Source organism: Sulfurospirillum barnesii SES-3, from assembly GCF_000265295.1.
Classification (GTDB): domain Bacteria; phylum Campylobacterota; class Campylobacteria; order Campylobacterales; family Sulfurospirillaceae; genus Sulfurospirillum; species Sulfurospirillum barnesii.
This window is the reverse complement of the sequence record NC_018002.1, coordinates 366,169-385,030: the sequence shown is the minus strand read 5'-3', so window position 1 is coordinate 385,030 and position 18,862 is coordinate 366,169. Positions and strand designations below refer to the sequence as shown.

General features: G+C 40.9%; 17 protein-coding genes, 1 tRNA gene and 1 pseudogene. 5 read left to right on the top strand and 14 right to left on the bottom strand.

Annotation, left to right across the window (positions count from 1 at the left end; all coding sequences use genetic code 11):
* Nucleotides 1–3: 3 nt before the first annotated feature.
* From SULBA_RS02045 to SULBA_RS02010, 8 genes are read right to left on the bottom strand one after another with little or no spacing between them, the layout of a single operon-like run.
* On the bottom strand, nt 4–1,506 hold the full coding sequence (locus tag SULBA_RS02045) for an NADH-quinone oxidoreductase subunit N (protein ID WP_014768608.1): 1,503 nt from the start codon (nt 1,504–1,506) through the stop codon (nt 4–6).
* A gap of 2 nt (nt 1,507–1,508) precedes the next feature.
* Nucleotides 1,509–2,987: a complex I subunit 4 family protein gene (locus SULBA_RS02040; protein WP_014768607.1), complete on the bottom strand. Its 1,479-nt coding sequence runs from the start codon at nt 2,985–2,987 to the stop codon at nt 1,509–1,511.
* A gap of 3 nt (nt 2,988–2,990) precedes the next feature.
* Nucleotides 2,991–4,874 (bottom strand): NADH-quinone oxidoreductase subunit L, encoded by a 1,884-nt coding sequence (gene nuoL / locus SULBA_RS02035; protein WP_014768606.1) that lies wholly within the window; start codon nt 4,872–4,874, stop codon nt 2,991–2,993.
* On the bottom strand, nt 4,871–5,191 hold the full coding sequence (gene nuoK, locus SULBA_RS02030) for an NADH-quinone oxidoreductase subunit NuoK (RefSeq protein ID WP_014768605.1): 321 nt from the start codon (nt 5,189–5,191) through the stop codon (nt 4,871–4,873). The genes nuoL and nuoK overlap by 4 nt, the downstream gene beginning before the upstream one ends.
* Entirely contained in the window at nt 5,188–5,691 is a 504-nt protein-coding gene (locus SULBA_RS02025) for an NADH-quinone oxidoreductase subunit J family protein (protein ID WP_014768604.1), read from the bottom strand. Before SULBA_RS02025 ends, nuoK begins: the two co-directional genes overlap by 4 nt.
* Entirely contained in the window at nt 5,688–6,188 is a 501-nt protein-coding gene (locus tag SULBA_RS02020) for a NuoI/complex I 23 kDa subunit family protein (protein WP_014768603.1), read from the bottom strand. The genes SULBA_RS02025 and SULBA_RS02020 overlap by 4 nt, the downstream gene beginning before the upstream one ends.
* A 1-nt stretch (nt 6,189) precedes the next feature.
* Nucleotides 6,190–7,473, bottom strand: a complete 1,284-nt coding sequence (locus tag SULBA_RS02015) for a complex I subunit 1/NuoH family protein (protein ID WP_014768602.1) — start codon at nt 7,471–7,473, stop codon at nt 6,190–6,192.
* A complete protein-coding gene (locus SULBA_RS02010) occupies nt 7,470–8,984 on the bottom strand; it encodes an NADH-quinone oxidoreductase subunit G (RefSeq protein ID WP_014768601.1) in 1,515 nt (504 codons plus the stop codon). The genes SULBA_RS02015 and SULBA_RS02010 overlap by 4 nt, the downstream gene beginning before the upstream one ends.
* Nucleotides 8,985–9,184: 200 nt before the next feature.
* Between SULBA_RS02010 and SULBA_RS02005 the strand changes: the two genes are divergently transcribed.
* From SULBA_RS02005 to SULBA_RS13275, 4 genes and pseudogenes are all read left to right on the top strand, one after another.
* Nucleotides 9,185–9,664, top strand: a complete 480-nt coding sequence (locus SULBA_RS02005) for a hypothetical protein (protein WP_014768600.1) — start codon at nt 9,185–9,187, stop codon at nt 9,662–9,664.
* A 124-nt stretch (nt 9,665–9,788) separates the two neighbouring features.
* Nucleotides 9,789–10,295, top strand: coding sequence for a PAS domain-containing protein (locus SULBA_RS02000; protein WP_014768599.1), 507 nt, complete (start codon nt 9,789–9,791; stop codon nt 10,293–10,295).
* A gap of 712 nt (nt 10,296–11,007) precedes the next feature.
* A pseudogene (locus SULBA_RS13280) lies at nt 11,008–11,298 on the top strand (methyl-accepting chemotaxis protein); the annotation flags it as partial.
* A 78-nt stretch (nt 11,299–11,376) separates the two neighbouring features.
* Nucleotides 11,377–11,715, top strand: coding sequence for a CZB domain-containing protein (locus SULBA_RS13275; protein ID WP_425353008.1), 339 nt, complete (start codon nt 11,377–11,379; stop codon nt 11,713–11,715).
* A 60-nt stretch (nt 11,716–11,775) separates the two neighbouring features.
* On the opposite strand, the gene SULBA_RS01990 is transcribed toward SULBA_RS13275, so the two are convergent.
* Nucleotides 11,776–12,987, bottom strand: a complete 1,212-nt coding sequence (locus SULBA_RS01990; protein WP_014768597.1) for an OprD family outer membrane porin — start codon at nt 12,985–12,987, stop codon at nt 11,776–11,778.
* Nucleotides 12,988–13,270: 283 nt separating this feature from the next.
* Between SULBA_RS01990 and SULBA_RS01985 the strand changes: the two genes are divergently transcribed.
* Entirely contained in the window at nt 13,271–14,623 is a 1,353-nt protein-coding gene (locus SULBA_RS01985) for an MATE family efflux transporter (protein ID WP_014768596.1), read from the top strand.
* On the opposite strand, the gene SULBA_RS01980 is transcribed toward SULBA_RS01985, so the two are convergent.
* From SULBA_RS01980 to SULBA_RS01960, 5 genes are all read right to left on the bottom strand, one after another.
* On the bottom strand, nt 14,599–15,867 hold the full coding sequence (locus SULBA_RS01980; RefSeq protein WP_014768595.1) for a nitroreductase family protein: 1,269 nt from the start codon (nt 15,865–15,867) through the stop codon (nt 14,599–14,601). The genes SULBA_RS01985 and SULBA_RS01980 overlap by 25 nt on opposite strands.
* A 216-nt stretch (nt 15,868–16,083) precedes the next feature.
* Nucleotides 16,084–16,160 (bottom strand) — tRNA-Arg (locus SULBA_RS01975).
* A gap of 107 nt (nt 16,161–16,267) precedes the next feature.
* A complete protein-coding gene (locus SULBA_RS01970) occupies nt 16,268–17,092 on the bottom strand; it encodes a MetQ/NlpA family ABC transporter substrate-binding protein (protein ID WP_014768594.1) in 825 nt (274 codons plus the stop codon).
* 112 nt (nt 17,093–17,204) lie between these two features.
* On the bottom strand, nt 17,205–17,885 hold the full coding sequence (locus SULBA_RS01965; RefSeq protein WP_014768593.1) for a methionine ABC transporter permease: 681 nt from the start codon (nt 17,883–17,885) through the stop codon (nt 17,205–17,207).
* A gap of 1 nt (nt 17,886) precedes the next feature.
* A complete protein-coding gene (locus SULBA_RS01960) occupies nt 17,887–18,846 on the bottom strand; it encodes a methionine ABC transporter ATP-binding protein (protein ID WP_014768592.1) in 960 nt (319 codons plus the stop codon).
* Nucleotides 18,847–18,862 lie beyond the last annotated feature (16 nt).

Here is an 18,862-nt window from a genome sequence, read left to right as displayed (position 1 = left end):
AGGCTATTTGATGAAAAGTGACATGTACGAAAGTCTTGCGGTATCGATAAGAAAATCAACCCCTGGAAAATAGGCGATAAACGTGTTACCAATACCACCCCAAATAACGGCAAGGGCAATAAATCCTATCGTAATGGGAGTAATCCCTCGAAGCGTTAGGACATTTTCATATTCAGACTCACACGCAGGGTAAAAATACATCAGCGCAATCAACTTGAAGTAGTAATAAATCGAAACAAACGTGGCACTCACGCCACACACCGCTAAAAGGGTGTAACCTGCTTCAATGGCTCCTGTGAAGATATAAAACTTGCCAACAAAGCCTATGGTGGTTGGAAGTCCTGCTAAAGAGAGCATAAAGATGCTGAGCATCGCCGCCATATACGGATGCACATGCGCAAAGCCTCGAAAATCTTCATACGTGACACGTTTTTGATCATCCGAGGTGATGTACGAAATGAGCCCAAACGCTCCCATGGCCGAGAGAAAATAGGCGACAAGATAATAAATAATCGAACTTGAAGCACTCTCCCCTAAAACCCCAATGGAGACAAAAGCAATGAGCAAATACCCCGTATGCACGATACTCGAAGCCGCCAACATTCGCTTTAAACTCTTCTGGATAATCGCCATCAAACTGCCATATAAGAGCGTTGCAATGATAATCACCACAAATAAACTATCCCACATATCCCGAATCGGGTCTAAATCTACTAACATTAAGCGTAAGATAAATCCAAAAATAGCCACTTTAAAGGTTGCTGCCATAAACGCCGTGACAGGAAGGGGTGAGCCATCATAGACATCAATCGTCCAATTGTGAAAAGGAAAGGCGGAGATTTTAAATAAAAACGTCACCAGTAAAAAGGTTCCGCCTATCACGACTAAGGAAACATCTCTTCCCATCATTGCATCAAGTGCTCTTCCCAAATCGCCCAAAACCGTTGTTCCAAGCCCTGCATAAATGAGTGCTGTGCCTAGCAAAAAGAAAATGCCTGAGAGTGAGCCTAAGACTAAGTATTGATAGCTTGCCTCTACCCGACGGTCATCGTTTTTTTGAAACCCTACCATCACATATAAGGACAAAGAAGCGATTTCAAGAGCGATAAAAGCGGTGATTAACTCATTGGCATGCACTAAAAGCATCATCCCAAACACCGAAAAAAGAAAGAGGGAAAAAAACTCTTTTTTGAAATGGCGTTTGGTTTGAAAATAGTGCGTTCCAACCAACGATGTCACGAGAGCGCCACTCAGTAAGATAGAATCAAAATAGACCGCATAACTATCATCAATAATCATCTTTGAAAAAATGTCTTCAAAAGGAAAACTGGTACGCAATTCGCCAAAATAGTAGACGTTGCTTCCCAGAGCCATTAAAATCACACTAAAACTCATCAGTGAAAAATGCTCCATCGAGAAATATTTGACAGGCGAGAGCACCATCAAAACAATAGCCCCCACACCAACAATAATCAAGGGCAAAAGATAACTCAGTTCTATAAGCATCCCTATCCTCCTACATGTAAAAGTTCGTTAAGATAGTAATGAATGGTAGGTTCTATCTTATAGAGGAAAAAATCAGGATAAACACCCATCGCAATAATCAAAAGTGAAAGCGGTAAAAGCCCCAAGATTTCTTTACCATCTAAATCCACCATGCGTGAGACATCGTTGTTTGAGCGCACCAAAATGGCTTTTTGAAACAACCATAACATATAACTTGCCGCCACCAAAACCGTTAATGCCGCAACAATGCCTAAGAGACTATTGAATTTAAAAATACCTAATATAATGAGCAGTTCTGCCACAAAACCATTCGTACCAGGGATTCCCACCGTACACAAAACCATAATCGCAAAAAAAACGGTAAAAAGCGGTGCTTTGTGTGCGATGCCTCCAAGCTGATCAAGAGAGCGAATACCCAAATTTCGCTCCATCACCCCCACGAGTAAAAAAAGCCCTCCCGTGGCAATCGCATGTGCGACGATAAGATACGCACTGCCCATCATGCCATGCACATTCAAAGAAAAGACACCTGCGGTGATAAAGCCTAAATGCGATGCCGAAGAGTAAGCAAGCATCTTTTTGATGGTATGTTGCGATAAGGCGGCAATACCAAAATAGATTAAGCCAAAAAGCCCAAGCCCTATCAAAAAGGGGGCTGCTAAAACAAAAATATCAGGAAAAATTGGCAGAACAAAACGCACTAGGGCATAAACACCCAGTTTTGCCATAATGGATGAGAGTAAAAAAACACCGCCCGTGGGAGAGTTTGAATAGGTTTCTAAAAGCCATGAATGAAACGGAAAAAGTGGAATTTTAATGGCAAAAGCGAGCATGAAGCCTAAAAAAAGCAATACTTTTTGCTCATACTGCAAGGTTGAGATGGTCGCAATATCGCTCATCTCAAAACTCCACATCGCAAACTCATAATAATACGCCACGCCCAAATACAAAATACTCACAAACATAAACAAAGAGCCCATGATGGTATAAATCGTCACCTTCAATGTTGAAAAAACACGATTGCCACTTCCAAAAAGACCAATAATCATAAAGACAGGCAATAACATCGCTTCCCAAAAAAAGTAGAACAAAATCAAATCCAGCGAAAAGAGTGTCCCACTAATACCCGATTGAATGAGTAACATACTAATCCAATAGCTTTTTGAGCGATTGTTTTTCCATAATAATAAGTAAGCACTGGGAATCAGTGTTGCGATTAACATCAAAACAATCAGCGAAAAACCATCCAACCCAAGGCTGTAATGAATCCCATAGCTTTTAATCCACGGATGGTATTCTCGAAACTGCATTCCCCCATGAGGGTCAAACTGCTGATAAATATAAAACGCCAAACAAAAAATCACCACCGAAACACTAAAGGCAATAGCTCGTGTCCACGCAGTATTTACAGGCAATAAAAGAAGAGAAAATGCCATAACCATTGGCAAAAATATAATGACCGAAAGAATTCCTACTTCCATCCTCTACCCCACAATCACAATCAAATAAAGCGCAATCGCACTGACACCCAACATCATAATTGATGCGTAAAAACGAACATTCGCATTTTGCACGACAGAGACCAAATACCCTATACGAATAAACCCACGTGAGAGCCCCATCACCACCGCATCCACAACATTGGTATCCATCCAAAAAGCACACTTTTGACTCAAGCGTAAAAGCGGACGTACAAAAAGAGCATCGTAAAGCTCATCAATATAAAATTTATGGTAAATCACTCCGCTTAGAAGAGGCTCGTGGCGCAAATCATAACGGCTAAATTTCACCGAAGCGATGGCGATGCCAAGAACCGATGCGGCAATGTTGATACCAATAAGTACCCACTCGGTTGTATGACTTACATGTAACGCACGTCTGCCCCACTCGCCAAGCCACACACCTATGCCATGAGAACCTCCCAAAAGCTCAGGAAGTCCTAAAAATCCAGCGCCAAGAGCACCTAAAGCAAGAATCACCAAAGGTGCTTTCATCACCCATGAGACATCATGTGCGTGCTTTACATGTAAAGCGTTTTTCCCCTCAAAAACAACAAAAAAGAGGCGAAACATATAGTACGCTGTAAGGATAGCGCTTAGCACACCTATCGCCCATAAGCCATAATGCCCACTGCCAAACGCCACCAATAAAATCTCATCTTTGCTAAAGAACCCTGAAAAAGGAGGAATACCGCTAATAGCAAGCGTTGCAATCAACATCGTACCGTACACCACTTTGGAAACCAGACGCATCTGTCCCATCTTAAAGATATTTTGTTCATGGTGCATCATGACAATCACCGCTCCTGCTCCCATAAATAAAAGCGCTTTAAAAAACGCATGGGTCAAGACATGAAACAACGCACTGCTATAAGCCCCCAATCCTGCGGCGATAAACATATAACCTAGCTGTGACATCGTCGAATACGCCAAAATCTTTTTAATATCGCTTTGTTTGGTAGCAATAAGTGCGGCAAACAGAGCACTAAACGCTCCGATGTAAGCGATAAACAGACCGATGTGTGGAATCATCTCATACAAAAAGGAAAAGCGTGTCACCATGTACACACCCGCTGTGACCATGGTTGCGGCGTGAATGAGTGCTGAAACAGGTGTGGGACCTGCCATCGCATCTGGAAGCCAAACGTAGAGCGGAATTTGCGCTGATTTTCCCATAGCACCCACAAAAAGAGCAAGCCCTGCTAGGGGTAAAACCCATGAAGGAACCCCTGCCATTTTCGCTTCAATCGAAGCATAATCAAACCCATAATCCCCACAGTAAAAATAAAGCAGCGCAAGACCTATTAAAAACCCCATATCCCCGACTCGGTTGACAAGAAAGGCTTTATTGCCCGCAACCACATTGGATGCCTCGCTAAAATAAAAACTAATGAGTAAGTACGAACAAAGCCCTACCCCTTCCCACCCAATAAACATAATAAGCGGCCCATCGGCTAAGACCAAAAGTAACATCGATGCTAAAAAAAGGTTGAAATAGCAAAAAAACTTTCCATACCCTTCGTCTTCTTTCATATACGCACTGGCATATAGATGAATCAACCCTCCCACGAACGTGATGAAAAGTACCATAAAAATAGAGAGCTTATCGCCTAAAAATCCCATATGAATGTCGTAGTTATCAATACTGAGCCACAGATAAGGACGGTATAAAAACACCTGCGATTCGTGCAACATCTGTATGAAAAAATAAATCCCTATCGCCAAACTTAAAAAAGGAGCACTCAGAGCTGGAACGCTAAACCACGCCCGTGAGAGTCGTTTACATGTAATGCTATACACATACGCCAAGCCTATAAATAATGAAGAGCACAACGGAATAAGCACAATCCACGCTAAAAGGAAATTCATACATACTCCTTTTGTGAAAGAGACCTAAAAATATCCGAATCAAGGGATTTTTTGCGCTTGTACAAGACCACAATTAACGATAAAAAAACCGCCGCTTCCGCTGCTGCGATGGCAATAATCAGCATCGCAATCACGTGTGAGCCCATAGAACCATGGTACTGTGCAAGTGCTATAAAAATAAGATTCACCGCATTGAGCATCAGCTCAATCGACATGTAAATCACAAAAATATTTTTACGACTCATCACCCCTAAAAGTCCGATGGAAAAAAGTATCATCGCCACCACAATGTAGGAAAAAAGTGACCCTGCTATCATACTTCCTCCTCCTTACGTCCCAATACCACCGCACCGATGAGCGCCACCAGCAACAAAACAGAAATAAGCTCAAAAGGCAACAACCACTTTTCAAAAAGCTCCATCCCAAGAGGCTGGATGTCGCCAAAGCCTTCCACTAAAACATTTTGTTGCGCCAAAGGGAGTTTGGAAAACGCCCGTAAAATCAAAAAATTCAAAGGAAGCAATGCCAAAGAGCCTAGAAAAAGAGTGATGTTTTTGTACGGCTCTTTGGGTAAATTAGCCTCTTTGACGTTTAAAAACATAATGATAAAAATAAGAAGCGTGATAATCGCCCCAGCATAAACAATAATTTGCACCATAAATAAAAAAGAGGCACTCAAAAGCGCAAACAATCCCGCAAGAGCGATGATGGTTAAAATAAGACTCAACGCTCCGTGCACGGGCTGATGAAACAACACCATGCCTAATGCTCCACCGATAGCAAACACTGAAAGAATGATAAAAATGACATCCATCATTCAGACTCCTTTTTGGGCTCATGGCTTAAAAGTTTCTCTTTGGTGAGCATAAAATCTTCTCGAGCCTTAGCCACAAAACTAAAAATCCCCGTATCCATACGAATCGCATCACACGGACACGCTTCAACACAGCCTCCACAAAAGACACACTCTAGTAAGTCGATGGTAAACACTTCAGGCATCTTTTCATCCACCCCATCGTCACGCTCTTTAGCTTCGATGAAAATACACTCCGCAGGACACGCTGTTGCGCACATAAAACACGCCACACAGCGAATACTCTCATCCTCTCGCTTGGTGAGGCGATGCACCCCTCGGTAACGGCTTGTGATGTCACGAGGTTGCTCTTCGGGGTAAGAAAACGTTTTCACCTTTGAGGTATCGCTTAGATTGGTTAAAAAGTGGCGCAAGGTCGTTTTCATGCCACCAAAAATCGCAGGAATGTAAAGTTTTTCTTTAAAACTATTTCCTTCACGTTTAACAATTTTAATGCCCATTTTACACCCCAAAAACCACAACAACCGTTGCGGTGATAAAAATATTGGCAATGGCTAAAGGCATAAGCACCTTCCATCCCAAATCTTGAAGTTGGTCATAGCGAAAACGAGGCAGCGTCCAACGTACCCACACAAAGACAAAATTCATAAGCAATAGCTTAAACGCAAACGTCGCAATTTGCACCACGGCGGTGGCAATGTTTGAACCCGTTTGACTCAAGCCAAAAAATAAAAGTGCTCCCAAAAAGAGCACAATAAGCGCATTCAAAAGTACAATACCTTTGAGCAAAACAGCACTCTCACGGTTACGAATATCCGCCTTTGCTTGAAAACGATTGTTGCGCAGCATCCAACGCACAAAGAAAAAGCTCACAAGAGGTAGCGCTATCATCAAAACCCCTAAAAAAAGCTCCATGTGCGTTTGAAGGGTTTGGGAATTAAGATAGGGTAGATGGTATCCGCCAAAAAAGAGGGTGACAATCAGCGCACTTGACGCACTCATCGCCACATATTCACCTACGAAGAAGAGCCCAAAGCGCATCGCACTGTATTCGGTGTGAAAACCACCTACGATTTCACTCTCTCCCTCTGCAATATCAAAAGGGGTACGATTCGCCTCCGCAAAGGCGGTAACAATAAAAATAAGCCCCGCAATGGGTTGTAAAACAATGCCCCACATCGGCACAATGCCTAAAAAAGTCTCTCCTTGAACATTGACGATTTTGACCAAATCAATTGAGCCATACGTTATCAAAACCGAAACCAAAGAAAGCCCCATCGCCGCTTCGTAACTGATAACTTGTGCAGCAGCGCGAACGGAGCCTAGAAGCGAATATTTATTGTTACTCGCCCACCCTCCTATCATGATGCCATACACACTAAGCCCTGCAAAGGCTAAAAACCATAAAACGCCCAAATCGATGGGCAAGCCTTGCATCCGAAACTGTTGTGTGCCAATCACGAGTGTGTCGGCAAAAGGCATGACCATAAAGGTTAAAAACGCCGAGGCAAACACAATGACGGGCGCTAGGGAGAAGAAAAAGCCTTGCTTGATGGATTTGGATTGGAAGTCTTCTTTGAAAACCAGTTTGAGCATATCCGCAAACGACTGAATGAGCCCTCCTAAACGAAATCCTTTGATATGACAGCGATTGGGACCTAAGCGGTCTTGAATGAGCCCTGCCACACGACGTTCCATCCAGACTAAAATAGGTGCGGCTCCGAGTGAAAAAAGAAGTGCTAAAATCACATTGATAATGACGACACTGAGCAAAACGCTGTTCATAATGCTATCTTTGGTGTCAGGTGAAGCGTATCAAACGTCATACCTTCAAAAGCACGTTCTTGGCATAAAAGTTCTTCCCACACCTCTTTACATGTAAAGATGCTATCGTTTAATAAAGTAGCTAAAATCGTTAATAAGGGTTGATGTTCAAGATGCAAAGCAATCGCACAGGCACTGTGTTGCACATAGCCATCGATGTTGATATAACTTCCAGCTCTGCTCATATGCGATGCCATTGGTAAAACAAGGTCTATTCCCTCACATGCACCCACATCGTACGCACTGACAATCACACTGGTTTGGTTTTTCAATCTTTGCGCAATCGCATGGCTGTCTTCTCGTCCTATCATGATGACCAACTCCACTTCATTCAAAGCTTTTTCAAAAAAGTTCAAAGAAGTATCGATGCCTAAAATATTAAAGGCTCTTGCATTTGCAGAACGATCTGAGCATTTTAAAAAATCATCCCCAAAATGCTCATCCCTGCGTTCAGCATCATACGCACTTAAAAAAAGGGTGTAGTATTTTGAGAGAGAAACACAGCGTGCCATCTCTTCTATACTTAAATCACCGCCTAGGAGAATCAGCGTTTTACCCAAATGGCGCTTTAAAAGACGAAGCAGTTTACTTTGAGCGTATTCATACTCACTTACTTTACCTCGGATTAAGGGGTGAAACCCTGTTTTTTCATTCTCTTTTGCATAGCTAAGCCGTCCTGCATCACACATAAAATAACCGTTAACTTTTTCATTCAAACGAGGGCGATAGCGGTAGATTTTTTCTGCCTTGTATTTTTCACAATGATGGTCTACATGTAAAGAACAACCTCTTGCACAATGGTTACAAATAGCCTCTTGCGAGCGTAAAAACCAAACACGCTTATGAAAGCGAAAATCTTTACTGGTCAAAGCTCCCACAGGGCATAAATCCACAACATTCATCGCATAAGGGCTGGAGAGTTTTGTGCCAGGAAAGGTGGTAATCACAGAATGGTCTGCTCTTTTTAGAACACCCAGTTCATGGGTTTTGGTAATTTTTTGGGTAAAACGAACACAGCGTGTGCATAAAACACAACGCTCTTGGTCTAAAACAACATTTGCTCCCAAATCAACACGCTTTTGCCCATGCGTTTTAGGCGTGGAAAGCCTACTCTCATACAAACCCACATCCATGTAGTAATTTTGTAACGAACACTCCCCTGCTTGGTCACAAATAGGACAATCAATAGGATGATTGATAAGTTCAAGCTCTAACATCGAACGCTTTACACGGTCGATACTTTCGCCCTTTGTGCGAACAATCATGCCATGTTTAATCGGTGTATCGCAAGCAATTTGCGGACGTTTTTGCCCTTCAATTTCCACCATACACATACGGCAATTTCCATCTTTCCCTAGACTGGGATGATAACAAAAATGGGGAATGTGAATTTTATTGGCGAGTAATTCTTCGATAAGAAGCGCACCCTCTTTAACTTCTAAAAGTCTTCCATCAACTGTAATATGTGCCATGAAATCGTATCACCTTTTGTGGCGTATTGTTTAGACTATCAATGTGCGTGGAGTTTTGATTTTATCCCGTACGAACTTTAAAAAAGCTGTCATTGTTATGCTAACATGGAAGCATCAGCCACCACGAAAAAGCCATTTTAAACACGTTTTCAATCATAGCATGTTAAACTGTAGAAATTATGTCACAAGGAAATGTGCACGTGCCAAAAAGTCGCTTCTGGAAACTTCTTATTGTTGAAATCATTGCGGTGATGTGTGTCGCTCTTTACTTTTTAGTCGACGCTCATGATGTCTATAAATGGTGGGTCGGAGATACCCGTTTTGTCAAAGCACCCTCATCTTGTAACTTGCACCAAAGCAGTTGCAGTGTCTCTTTAAAAAACAATACCCTTGTTGAATTTGACATCAATCCAAAGCCTATTCCACTGATGAAACCACTGCACTTTAGGGCTGTTATCAAAGATATTCATCTGCCCTATATTGAACTTACCCTCTTTGCCACCAATATGAATATGGGATTACATACCTTTAAACTTTATGCTAAAGAAGGAGGCGTATATGAAGGTGAGGGAATGTTGCCAACGTGTGTTGTGGGAAATATGATTTGGCAAGCTAACCTTATTATCAATACCCCTTCTGAAAGTTTAGGTGCCGTTTTTACCTTTCAAACGGACAAATAATTTTTTTTAATCTGTTACAAAATGTAATCTTATCAAGGCTCTTTTTTGATTCATTCTTAAGAATAAAATGAATATAAAAAATTGCGTTATACTAGCCATTTCATATTGTTACAAAGGAGTCATGGTGCCTATCACACAAAAAGGCGATGCCTTTACTTTCGATGAGAACTTCTTTATTGTCTCGAAGACAGACCTAAAGGGTCATATTACCTACGCAAATGAGCTTTTTATCAAAATTTCTGGCTACAGTGAGAAGGAACTACTCGGAGCTCCACATAACATTGTGCGCCATGCGGACATGCCAAAAGCCATTTTTAAATTGGTTTGGGACAAAGCCCAAGCAGGCGATGAAATTTTTGCTTACATCAAAAATCGAACAAAATCAGGACACTATTATTGGGTTCATGCCTATATTACACCCATTTTTGATACGAAAACGCATGCCATTATTGGGTATCACTCGGTAAGACGTGCTCCCAATCCAAAAGGCATTGCTGCCATTGAGCCTCTTTATCAAAAAATGCTCCAAGCAGAACAAACAGGCGGGATACAACACTCTTTAAGCTATCTTAACACCATGCTATCTGATTTAAAGGTTTCTTATGCGCAATTCATCTTCTCCCATGAATAGATCCTCACTCACCAAAGTCCAAAACGCCAATGTCATCTCTTTATTATTCTTCTTTTTGTCCTTTTGTTTAGAGACCTATTTTAATGGTTTTCACTGGCTTCAACTGCTCAATCTCAGTAACTTTGCACTGGGTTGGTTTATGTTTATTAATATCCATAAAGTACAACACACCATTCGCTCTCTCTCAAGCATCATTTATGACAGCTCTCATGGCTCTTTAAATGGACGCATTGTCAGTGTCAATGATGGGGGAGAACTCAAAGCTTTGTGCCTTAACATGAACATGCTTTTGGACAATTTTGAACTGGTGACCAAAGAGATTAAAGCAACGATTCTTGCCGCTTCCAAAGAGGATTTTAGTCGTAAAATTCTTCAAAAAGGAATGCACGGAGAGTTTAAAGAACAAGTCGAAATGGTCAATCAAGCTGTCCTTGCGATGAAGCAAACGCACGATTTTATTGCCCGAAATACCCTCAATGCTGAATTGGCGCAAATTGGAAGTAGCTCCAATGATTTTACTACGGTACAATCTAATTTAACCACCATTGTGGAACGTCTGAAAGAGATTGCCAACGATGGTGAAATTTATGCAGAAGAGACCAAAGGAAGCTATCAAAACCTACGTGAAACCATTAGTAAAATCACCTCTTTAATCGAATTTGTCAATCAAAATGAACAAAGTATTGGTGTTCTTGTGCAACGCACACGTGAAATTAGCGCCGTGGTCGATATGATAAATGATATTGCAGATAAGACCAATCTCTTAGCCCTCAATGCCGCCATTGAAGCAGCAAGAGCAGGTGAGCATGGGCGTGGATTTGCCGTCGTGGCAGATGAAGTGAGAAAACTGGCAGAAACCACGCAAAAAGCTACCGCTGAAATTGCCATTTCTATCAAAATGCTTCAACAAGAAACGGCAGGGCTTGAAAGCAATGCCAATTCGATGAAAAGCAATGCCGATGCATCCACCCAAACACTCGATAAGCTTAGCACAACATTCCATAGCCTCATTGAGCACTCCAACAGTACGGCCTCTAATATTAACACCATCCAAGAAACCGTTTTTATTACCCTTGCAAAGATGAATCATGCTATTTTCAAATCCAATGCCTACAGTGCGGTTTATGTGAACGACAAAGAGACAGAGTTTCAAGACCATAAACGCTGTAGCTTTGGAGAGTGGTACGAAAAAGATGGTGAAAAAATCTTTGGAAACACGCAAAGCTTTAAAACTATTTATGAAACCCATAAAAATTTCCATACCTGCATTCTTGAGATTATCAACCTTATACGTTCAACCTCGTCGAACCTTTTGGAGGAAAAAGAGCGTATTATTGAGGCATTTCATACAGTTGAGAAAGAGAGTAAAGTACTTTTTGTCTCCTTAGATACAATGATTGCAGAAAAAAGCGTAGGCTGATTACATGTAAACAAGCGTGTCTATAAGACTTCATAGACACGCTCATTTTAGATTAAAATATTAGAACTTATAATTTGCTCTAAAACGTAATTCGTTGCTGCTTCCTGTTGAAGCATCTTTGTCTTTGGTTTCGTATTGCACTTCAACACCAAACCCTTTAAGTGGACCATCAAAGGTGTAGTTCGCATAAAGATCAATCACATCATAATCGCTCTTAGCCGCTTTCATGTTAATATCAGAGTAGCGTGCACCAATTTTTGCGCCTTTAACCACTTCATAATTGGCATCAATCGCATACCCTTTACTTCCCGCTTTATACTCACCACTGTGAATCACGTTAGCGGTGTAAATTGGATCTGCTCCACCCACATCAGCACTCACGCTAGCATCGTTGTCATCATCCACCTCAGCATACGCCACATACATGTTAAACGCACCGATTCCAAAGCTGGCTTTTATACCATAAAAACTACCATCATCTTTGCCTGATTCATCATAATCTGTAATAAGGTACTGACCTGCTAGACCATAACGAAAATCATTCATCTTACCCGCATACGCAAGCTCTGCATAATACACATCCGCAACATCAACTACTTGTGCCCATTGACCTGTAATAGTAAGGCCTGGAATCGATTTGTTAATCGCAAGTAAGGTATACGCACCATCATCGTTAAATCTTTCAAATTCACCCACATCTGATTTTTTAGCTGTCGTATCAGGGGATGTTCTATTTTGCCATTTACTGATATATCCTGCAGCTAAGGTTGTATCTGGAAGATTTGTATTGGTGATTAATGCACCCTCAAAAGATTGGCGTATCATACGAGAACCACTGCCTGCGATAAGTGGCGTATTGATAAATTGGCGACCCACTTTTGCAGTTGTTTTATCAATGGTGTATTGAACATACATCTCAGAAAGGACTGCACCTGAGCCATACATATCATTATAAAACAATGCTTTAGCTTCATCATCAGCAAAGGGAGCATAATTGGATTGGAACGTTGCGCCCATTTTAAGACCATAAAATGAATCAGTCACATAATTTAAAATAACACCCATATTGATAATATTAGCATCACCTTTTTTTCTATCCCAAGCACCACCTGCAGCAGCAGGTACATCCGTATCTCTGTCAAAATACCACGCTCTTAATTCACCCGTTACTTTACCGTTTTTAAATGCATCCGCTAAGCTATCTGCTGCGAATGAATGGGAAGCAAGTCCTGCAACTACAATGGCCGCCAAGCTAAGTTTAGCTAGTTTCATCTCTTTTCTCCTGAAAGTTTGTTTTGAAGGCGAGGAGAGTTTAACAAAAAGCCTAAAAGTGTGGCAATAGATTTTCTAAGCTATTTATAAGAATAAACCCTGTTTGTAATTAAACCGTAATGCCTTTGTAATTCTTTCGCCCTCAAGGCACTTTTATTACATCTCTTGTAATTTTTTTGGAACTCTTTTCAACCATCATTCAAACCAAATTTAAAAACATGCATTGAAAAAAAGAGCTTTTTTAAAGAAGGAAAGCGTTATCATAAAATCAAAAAGAGCTTTCATGGATTCAACCTCACTTACCCATAAACCCATCCCCTTACTTTTACGTCAACTTGCCATTCCGTCAAGCCTTGGCATGCTTTTTAACACCCTGTATAACATTGTGGATACCTACTATGCAGGGCTTATCTCCACCGAAGCCCTTGCCGCACTCTCCGCTTCTTCGTTTCTCTTTTTTTTCATCATTGGAATGGCGTATGGTGGCACGAGTGCTTTAACGGCACTCATTGGACATGCGTACGGGAAACAGCACTTCTTTCTTGCAAGCATTATCGCTAAAAAAGGGGTTGCACTGGTGGTGAGCATGGGCATTTTTTTAGGGTTTTTTGGGTTTTGCTTTGCCTCGGAGCTGCTCACATGGATCGGTACGGAGGAGCGTTACCACGCATTAGCGCTTCATTACATTGAAGTCATTTTGTTGGGTACCTCTTTTTTCTTTACTAATTTTGCACTCAACAGTGTTTTGTTTGCCACAGGCGATACAAAAAGTTATCGCAACACCCTCATTTTTGGCTTTTTTGCCAATATTCTCTTAAACCCTCTTTTTATTTACGGTTGGGGATTTATTCCTGCAATGGGCATAGGTGGCATTGCCTTTGCCACGGTTTTAGTCCAAGTGATGAATGCTGGGTATCTGCTGTACAAAAGCCTCAAAACGGGGTTGATTGGATTTACATGTAAAGCTCATTTTTATCCCGATCGCCGCATTTATAAAACCTTTTTCACCCAAGCGACACCCCCAGGGCTCAATATGCTGATGATGTCCTTTGGCTCACTCATTGCGCTTCATTTTGTCACCTTGTATGGGTATCAAGCGGTGGCAGGTTATGGCATTGGGTATAGAGTGGAACAGTTGATGTTACTGCCCTCTCTTGGCATTAGCAGTGCAGTACTCAGTCTTGTCTCTAATAACATGGGTGCAGGCAAATTTGAGCGGGTACGTCAAACACTTTTGTACGCACTGGCGTATGGCTACACCCTCAGTTTCATTGGTATGGGCATTTTGTGGGTGGGTGGGAAATGGCTCGTTGCGCAGTTTGACACTAACGTAGAAGTGGTACAGTATGGCACAACCTATATTTATGTGATGCTTTTTCTTTTTTGCGCTTATGTAACCCACTTTTCATGTGTCGCAACGCTTCAAGGCATCAAGAAACCGCCTATGATTTTCTACATTGGATTCTTTCGCCAAATTTTAGCGCCTGTGATTACATACACGCTCATTGTAAACTACTTTGAGCTCTCCTTTATGTGGATGTGGGTCGGGCTTGGGTGCATTGTGTACAGCTCCGCTCTTTTCTTACTCTACTATACCTTTAAACACTTACCTCAGCGACCAATGGCTAAGGCATAAAGAATCATGCCATCACTCTTTAAAAATGCTGCAACCTCTTCGTCGTAATAAGCGCCTATGCCACTGCATCCAAATCCCAGATACTCGCTGATAAGATAAAGTCGATGCCCTATAATGCCCACTTTTTGCATCATTGCTTGGTAGTTTTGCTCATCATTCCCGACCAAAAAGAAGGTGACACCACTCTGCTCTCCTAAGGCTTGTTCCAAACAGAGGTAACCCGCTTTGCGTGCAAAATTGCCTGATTCCACGTAAACGCCCTCCTTCCAAACGCCTTGCCACATTCCCTCCACACGGTTGATGATCGCATAGAGTTGAACATCAACATCACAGTCCGAGGGAATTGGCTGCGTGATGAAACGCATCACCTCTAAAAACTCCTCTTTCAAAAGCGACTTTTGCGTAAACTCACGAATGGAGCGGCGTTTCCAAATGGCATGTTGTAAACGCTCTTTATCCAAATCAAACATGGGCATTGCTGTTTGGAGTTTTAGACAAAGCTCGCAGGTTTCCTCGTAGGCTTTTTCCACACGTTCATTGCTTTCAAACGTTCCCGTACCATCCACGTAGGGTAATTGCATGGATAATGCTTTACATGTAAGGTTTTTATCCTCGACTCCTACAATAGCAGATGAGAAAAAAAACTCCTCCATACCAAATCCAAAGTGTGCATTTAACGCTTTTTTCTCTATGTCATAAAGGATACGATAAGACTTGCCACTCAGTGTACACGAAGCTTCTAAGGTGCCTAGCATATGCCCTGTATCGTGCAAGCAGTAACGAAATGAGCGATCACGGTATTTCCATGAGGAACGGTAATAAAGTGCTGAAAAGAGAAAAATAAAACCACTCACCCTCTTTACATGTAAACAGTTTTCCACCCCTTCTTCTTCATCCAAAGGATGTAACAACACCAGAGCAGATTCCTGCGGGCTTAGATGGTAAATGCCATTTATAAAACCTTTTCTGTCTCGAATCTGCAGATAAATTTCAGTCGGGTACAAGGCTCCAGCACTGGGATTGGTACGCAGGGCATAGCTCACACCTGGATAGTTTTTTTGAGCCGTAAGGCCTCCAATCAGGTACAAAAAACGGTGTTCAGGATTTTTTTTATCGAGTGGTATACGCATATAGGTTTCAGGATAAATCTTAAACTGTTTAGGCTGATGGTCCCAATCCATATAATGTGATTTATCCCGTACAGAGTGATAGCTGTGCATTGTTTGGGTATGGTACGCTAACATGGTATCTCCTTTAAAGGCATGCTACTCTCTTGCGCATATAGTTCTCTTTACATGTAAAGGTTAATCCTACAAAAAAAGTACCCTTAAAAAAAATTTTGAGATAGTTTGCGTTACTTATTGCGTTATTAAAAAATCCAACACGAAACAAGGTATGGAAACAAAATGAAAACATTAACCCTTATTGGTAACAGTTTTGAAAGTTTTGAAAAGCAGTTTTGGTGTCCTCAGCGCGATTCGAACGCACGGCCTCAGAATTAGGAATTCTGTGCTCTATCCTGCTGAGCTATGAGGACATTGGTTGGATTTTGTGTGGCGGGATTATAACAAAAATAGACTTAGGAAATCTCAAAAGTAACGCATCAAAGTGTATCCGAAGAGACACTTTGATGGAAAGAATGCGTTAAAAGGCAGGAACAATGGCGCCTTTGTATTTCTCAGTGATAAATTTTTTAACTTCATTCGATTGAACCGCTTTAAGGAGTGCTTTTGTCTTATCGCTATTCTCATTTCCCGCTTTGACCACAAGGATGTTCGCATACGGAGAATTAGCAGACTCTAATGCAAGCGCATCGCTGCTAGGATTTAGACCCGCTGGAAGTGCGTAGTTTGTGTTAATAACCGCAAGGGTAAAGTCTTCAATCACACGAGGAAGCTGTGCTGCTTCAAGCTCTGTAAAGGTAAGATTTTTTGGATTTTCAACGATGTCGAGTTTTGTTTTAAGTTCTCCATCTTTAAGCTTAATCAGTCCTGCACTGGCTAAAACATCTAAGGCCCTACCACCATTACTTGGGTCATTCGGGATTGCAACGCTATCATTCTCTTTTAACTCTAAGAGCGATTTAATTTTTTTAGAATAAATACCAATAGGCTCAATGTGAATATTCCCAACACTGACTAGCTTTGTACCTTGATTTTTATTAAACTCAACAAGATAAGGTGTGTGTTGAAAGAAGTTTGCATCAATTTCGCCACTGTCTGTTACTTTGTTTGGAATCACATAATCATTAAATACTTTAATCTCAAGCGTGTACCCTTCTTTGGCTAAAAGAGGTTTTACGATTTCCAATATCTCAGAATGTGGTACTGGAGTAGCGCCTACAACAATTGTTTTGGCACTCTTATCTTCTTTTGCAACGGCTGCTTTTTCTTCACCTTTTTTATCGCTACTACAACCACTAAACACCAATAATGCACCTACTAAAATAACTCCTAAACCTTTATACATCTCTACTCCTTAAAAAAACTAAATGTATAGTAAATCACTTTATTTACTATACATTTTTGAAATCCTAACGTCATTCCTATTAAAAAGGACTGAATTGTCTACTTCTAAAAGCCTAATGCTTCACAATTTTATACAAAATATCACCAAAACTCTGAAAAATCTGTACTAACACAATCAAAATAAATACGGTCCAAAAAATGTAAATAGCATCAAACCTATAATAACCATAGTTCATGGCAACCGCACCTAGTCCTCCACCACCAACCGTTCCAGCCATAGCTGAAAAACCAATAATGATGATTAACGAGAGCGTAATGGCAGAAATAATGCTAGGAAATGCTTCGGGAAGAAGAACCCTAAAAATAATTTGAAATTTATTCGCTCCAAATGATTGTGCCGCTTCAACAACACTTCGATCCACCTCTTTAAAAGCACCTTCAATCATGCGAGCGATAAATGGGGCTGTTCCAATCGTAAGTGGCACAATCATCGCAAAAGTTCCCGTATGCTTTCCCACCAAAAATTTTGTCACAGGAAACAAGACGATGATGAGGATAATAAACGGAAAAGAGCGTAACATATTGATACTTACATCTAAAAATTTATAAGCATATGCATTGGGAGAAACGCCATTTTTATCTGTCATAATCAGTACAATTGCAAGTATAAATCCAATCAGTGTTGCTAAAAATGTGGAGATAAGACTCATTGTAAGGGTCTCAAAGAGCGCATCAATGAGCACATTTTTCATGAGTAAAGATTTTTCAAAAAAATCTGTAACCGCTTGTTGCATCTTAGAGTACCTCCCAAATAACTTCTGTTTTTTCATGCAAATAATCTGTTATTCTATGAGAGGTTTGCGCATCGATATTGATGACAAGTGAACCAACCACATGGTTGTTAAGCTTTTCAAGTTTTCCCCAAACGATATTAAAATTAACATTAAGCTCTCGTGCCATCTGTGTTACAATAGGCTGATAAGAGACCTCACTTGGAAAGAAAAGTCGTATATTGACACCTTCGCTTGGTAGTTCTTCATCCTCTCCTAAAAACCGCATCATTTTCTCATCAGGTCTTAAAAAAAGATCTTCAATCCGTCCCAATCCAATCACTTTCCCATCTTCTAAAAGCAGAGCACGGGATGCTACTTTTTTGACAACATCCATTTCATGGGTTACAATAATGATGGTAACGCCTAAGTTTTGATTAATCTCTTGAAGAAGCTCTAAAATGGATTGGGTTGTATTGGGATCAAGAGCAGAGGTCGCTTCATCACTCAGAAGAATTTTTGGCTTAAGGGTTAAGGCTCTAGCGATAGCAACACGCTGTTTTTGTCCACCACTCAGCTCTTTAGGATAGACATATTTTTTACTCTCAAGCCCCACAAGTTTTAAAAGCTCATCAACTCTTTGTTGAATTTCCTCTTTACGGTATCCCCAAACTCTCATTGGAAGTGCGATATTTTCATACACATTTTTTTGATTAAGTAATGAGAAGTTTTGAAAAATCATCCCGATATGACTTCTTAATTCATTCAGACCCTGTTCATTGAGTGTTTTTACCTCTTTGTCTAAAACGCTAAGTGTACCATCGCTAAAACGTTCCAGCCCGTTAATACAACGAAGCAGTGTTGATTTACCTGCCCCACTGTGACCAACAATGGCAAATATTTCTCCTGCATTTACATGTAAACTGATGTCGTCTAAAACTTTGTGATTGTTAAAAGATTTGCTGAGATGTTTTATCTCTATCACATTTTTGCCTTTGCTT

Bases quoted from the DNA above. Each gene is read 5' to 3' on its own strand.
- SULBA_RS02045 (WP_014768608.1), bottom strand. From the start codon at position 1,506: ATGCTTATAGAACTGAGTTATCTTTTGCCCTTGATTATTGTTGGTGTG.
- SULBA_RS02040 (WP_014768607.1), bottom strand. From the start codon at position 2,987: ATGGAAGTAGGAATTCTTTCGGTCATTATATTTTTGCCAATGGTTATG.
- nuoL (WP_014768606.1), bottom strand. From the start codon at position 4,874: ATGAATTTCCTTTTAGCGTGGATTGTGCTTATTCCGTTGTGCTCTTCA.
- nuoK (WP_014768605.1), bottom strand. From the start codon at position 5,191: ATGATAGCAGGGTCACTTTTTTCCTACATTGTGGTGGCGATGATACTT.
- SULBA_RS02025 (WP_014768604.1), bottom strand. From the start codon at position 5,691: ATGATGGATGTCATTTTTATCATTCTTTCAGTGTTTGCTATCGGTGGA.
- SULBA_RS02020 (WP_014768603.1), bottom strand. From the start codon at position 6,188: ATGGGCATTAAAATTGTTAAACGTGAAGGAAATAGTTTTAAAGAAAAA.
- SULBA_RS02015 (WP_014768602.1), bottom strand. From the start codon at position 7,473: ATGAACAGCGTTTTGCTCAGTGTCGTCATTATCAATGTGATTTTAGCA.
- SULBA_RS02010 (WP_014768601.1), bottom strand. From the start codon at position 8,984: ATGGCACATATTACAGTTGATGGAAGACTTTTAGAAGTTAAAGAGGGT.
- SULBA_RS13275 (WP_425353008.1), top strand. From the start codon at position 11,377: ATGAATCATGCTATTTTCAAATCCAATGCCTACAGTGCGGTTTATGTG.
- SULBA_RS01990 (WP_014768597.1), bottom strand. From the start codon at position 12,987: ATGAAACTAGCTAAACTTAGCTTGGCGGCCATTGTAGTTGCAGGACTT.
- SULBA_RS01985 (WP_014768596.1), top strand. From the start codon at position 13,271: ATGGATTCAACCTCACTTACCCATAAACCCATCCCCTTACTTTTACGT.
- SULBA_RS01980 (WP_014768595.1), bottom strand. From the start codon at position 15,867: ATGTTAGCGTACCATACCCAAACAATGCACAGCTATCACTCTGTACGG.
- SULBA_RS01970 (WP_014768594.1), bottom strand. From the start codon at position 17,092: ATGTATAAAGGTTTAGGAGTTATTTTAGTAGGTGCATTATTGGTGTTT.
- SULBA_RS01965 (WP_014768593.1), bottom strand. From the start codon at position 17,885: ATGCAACAAGCGGTTACAGATTTTTTTGAAAAATCTTTACTCATGAAA.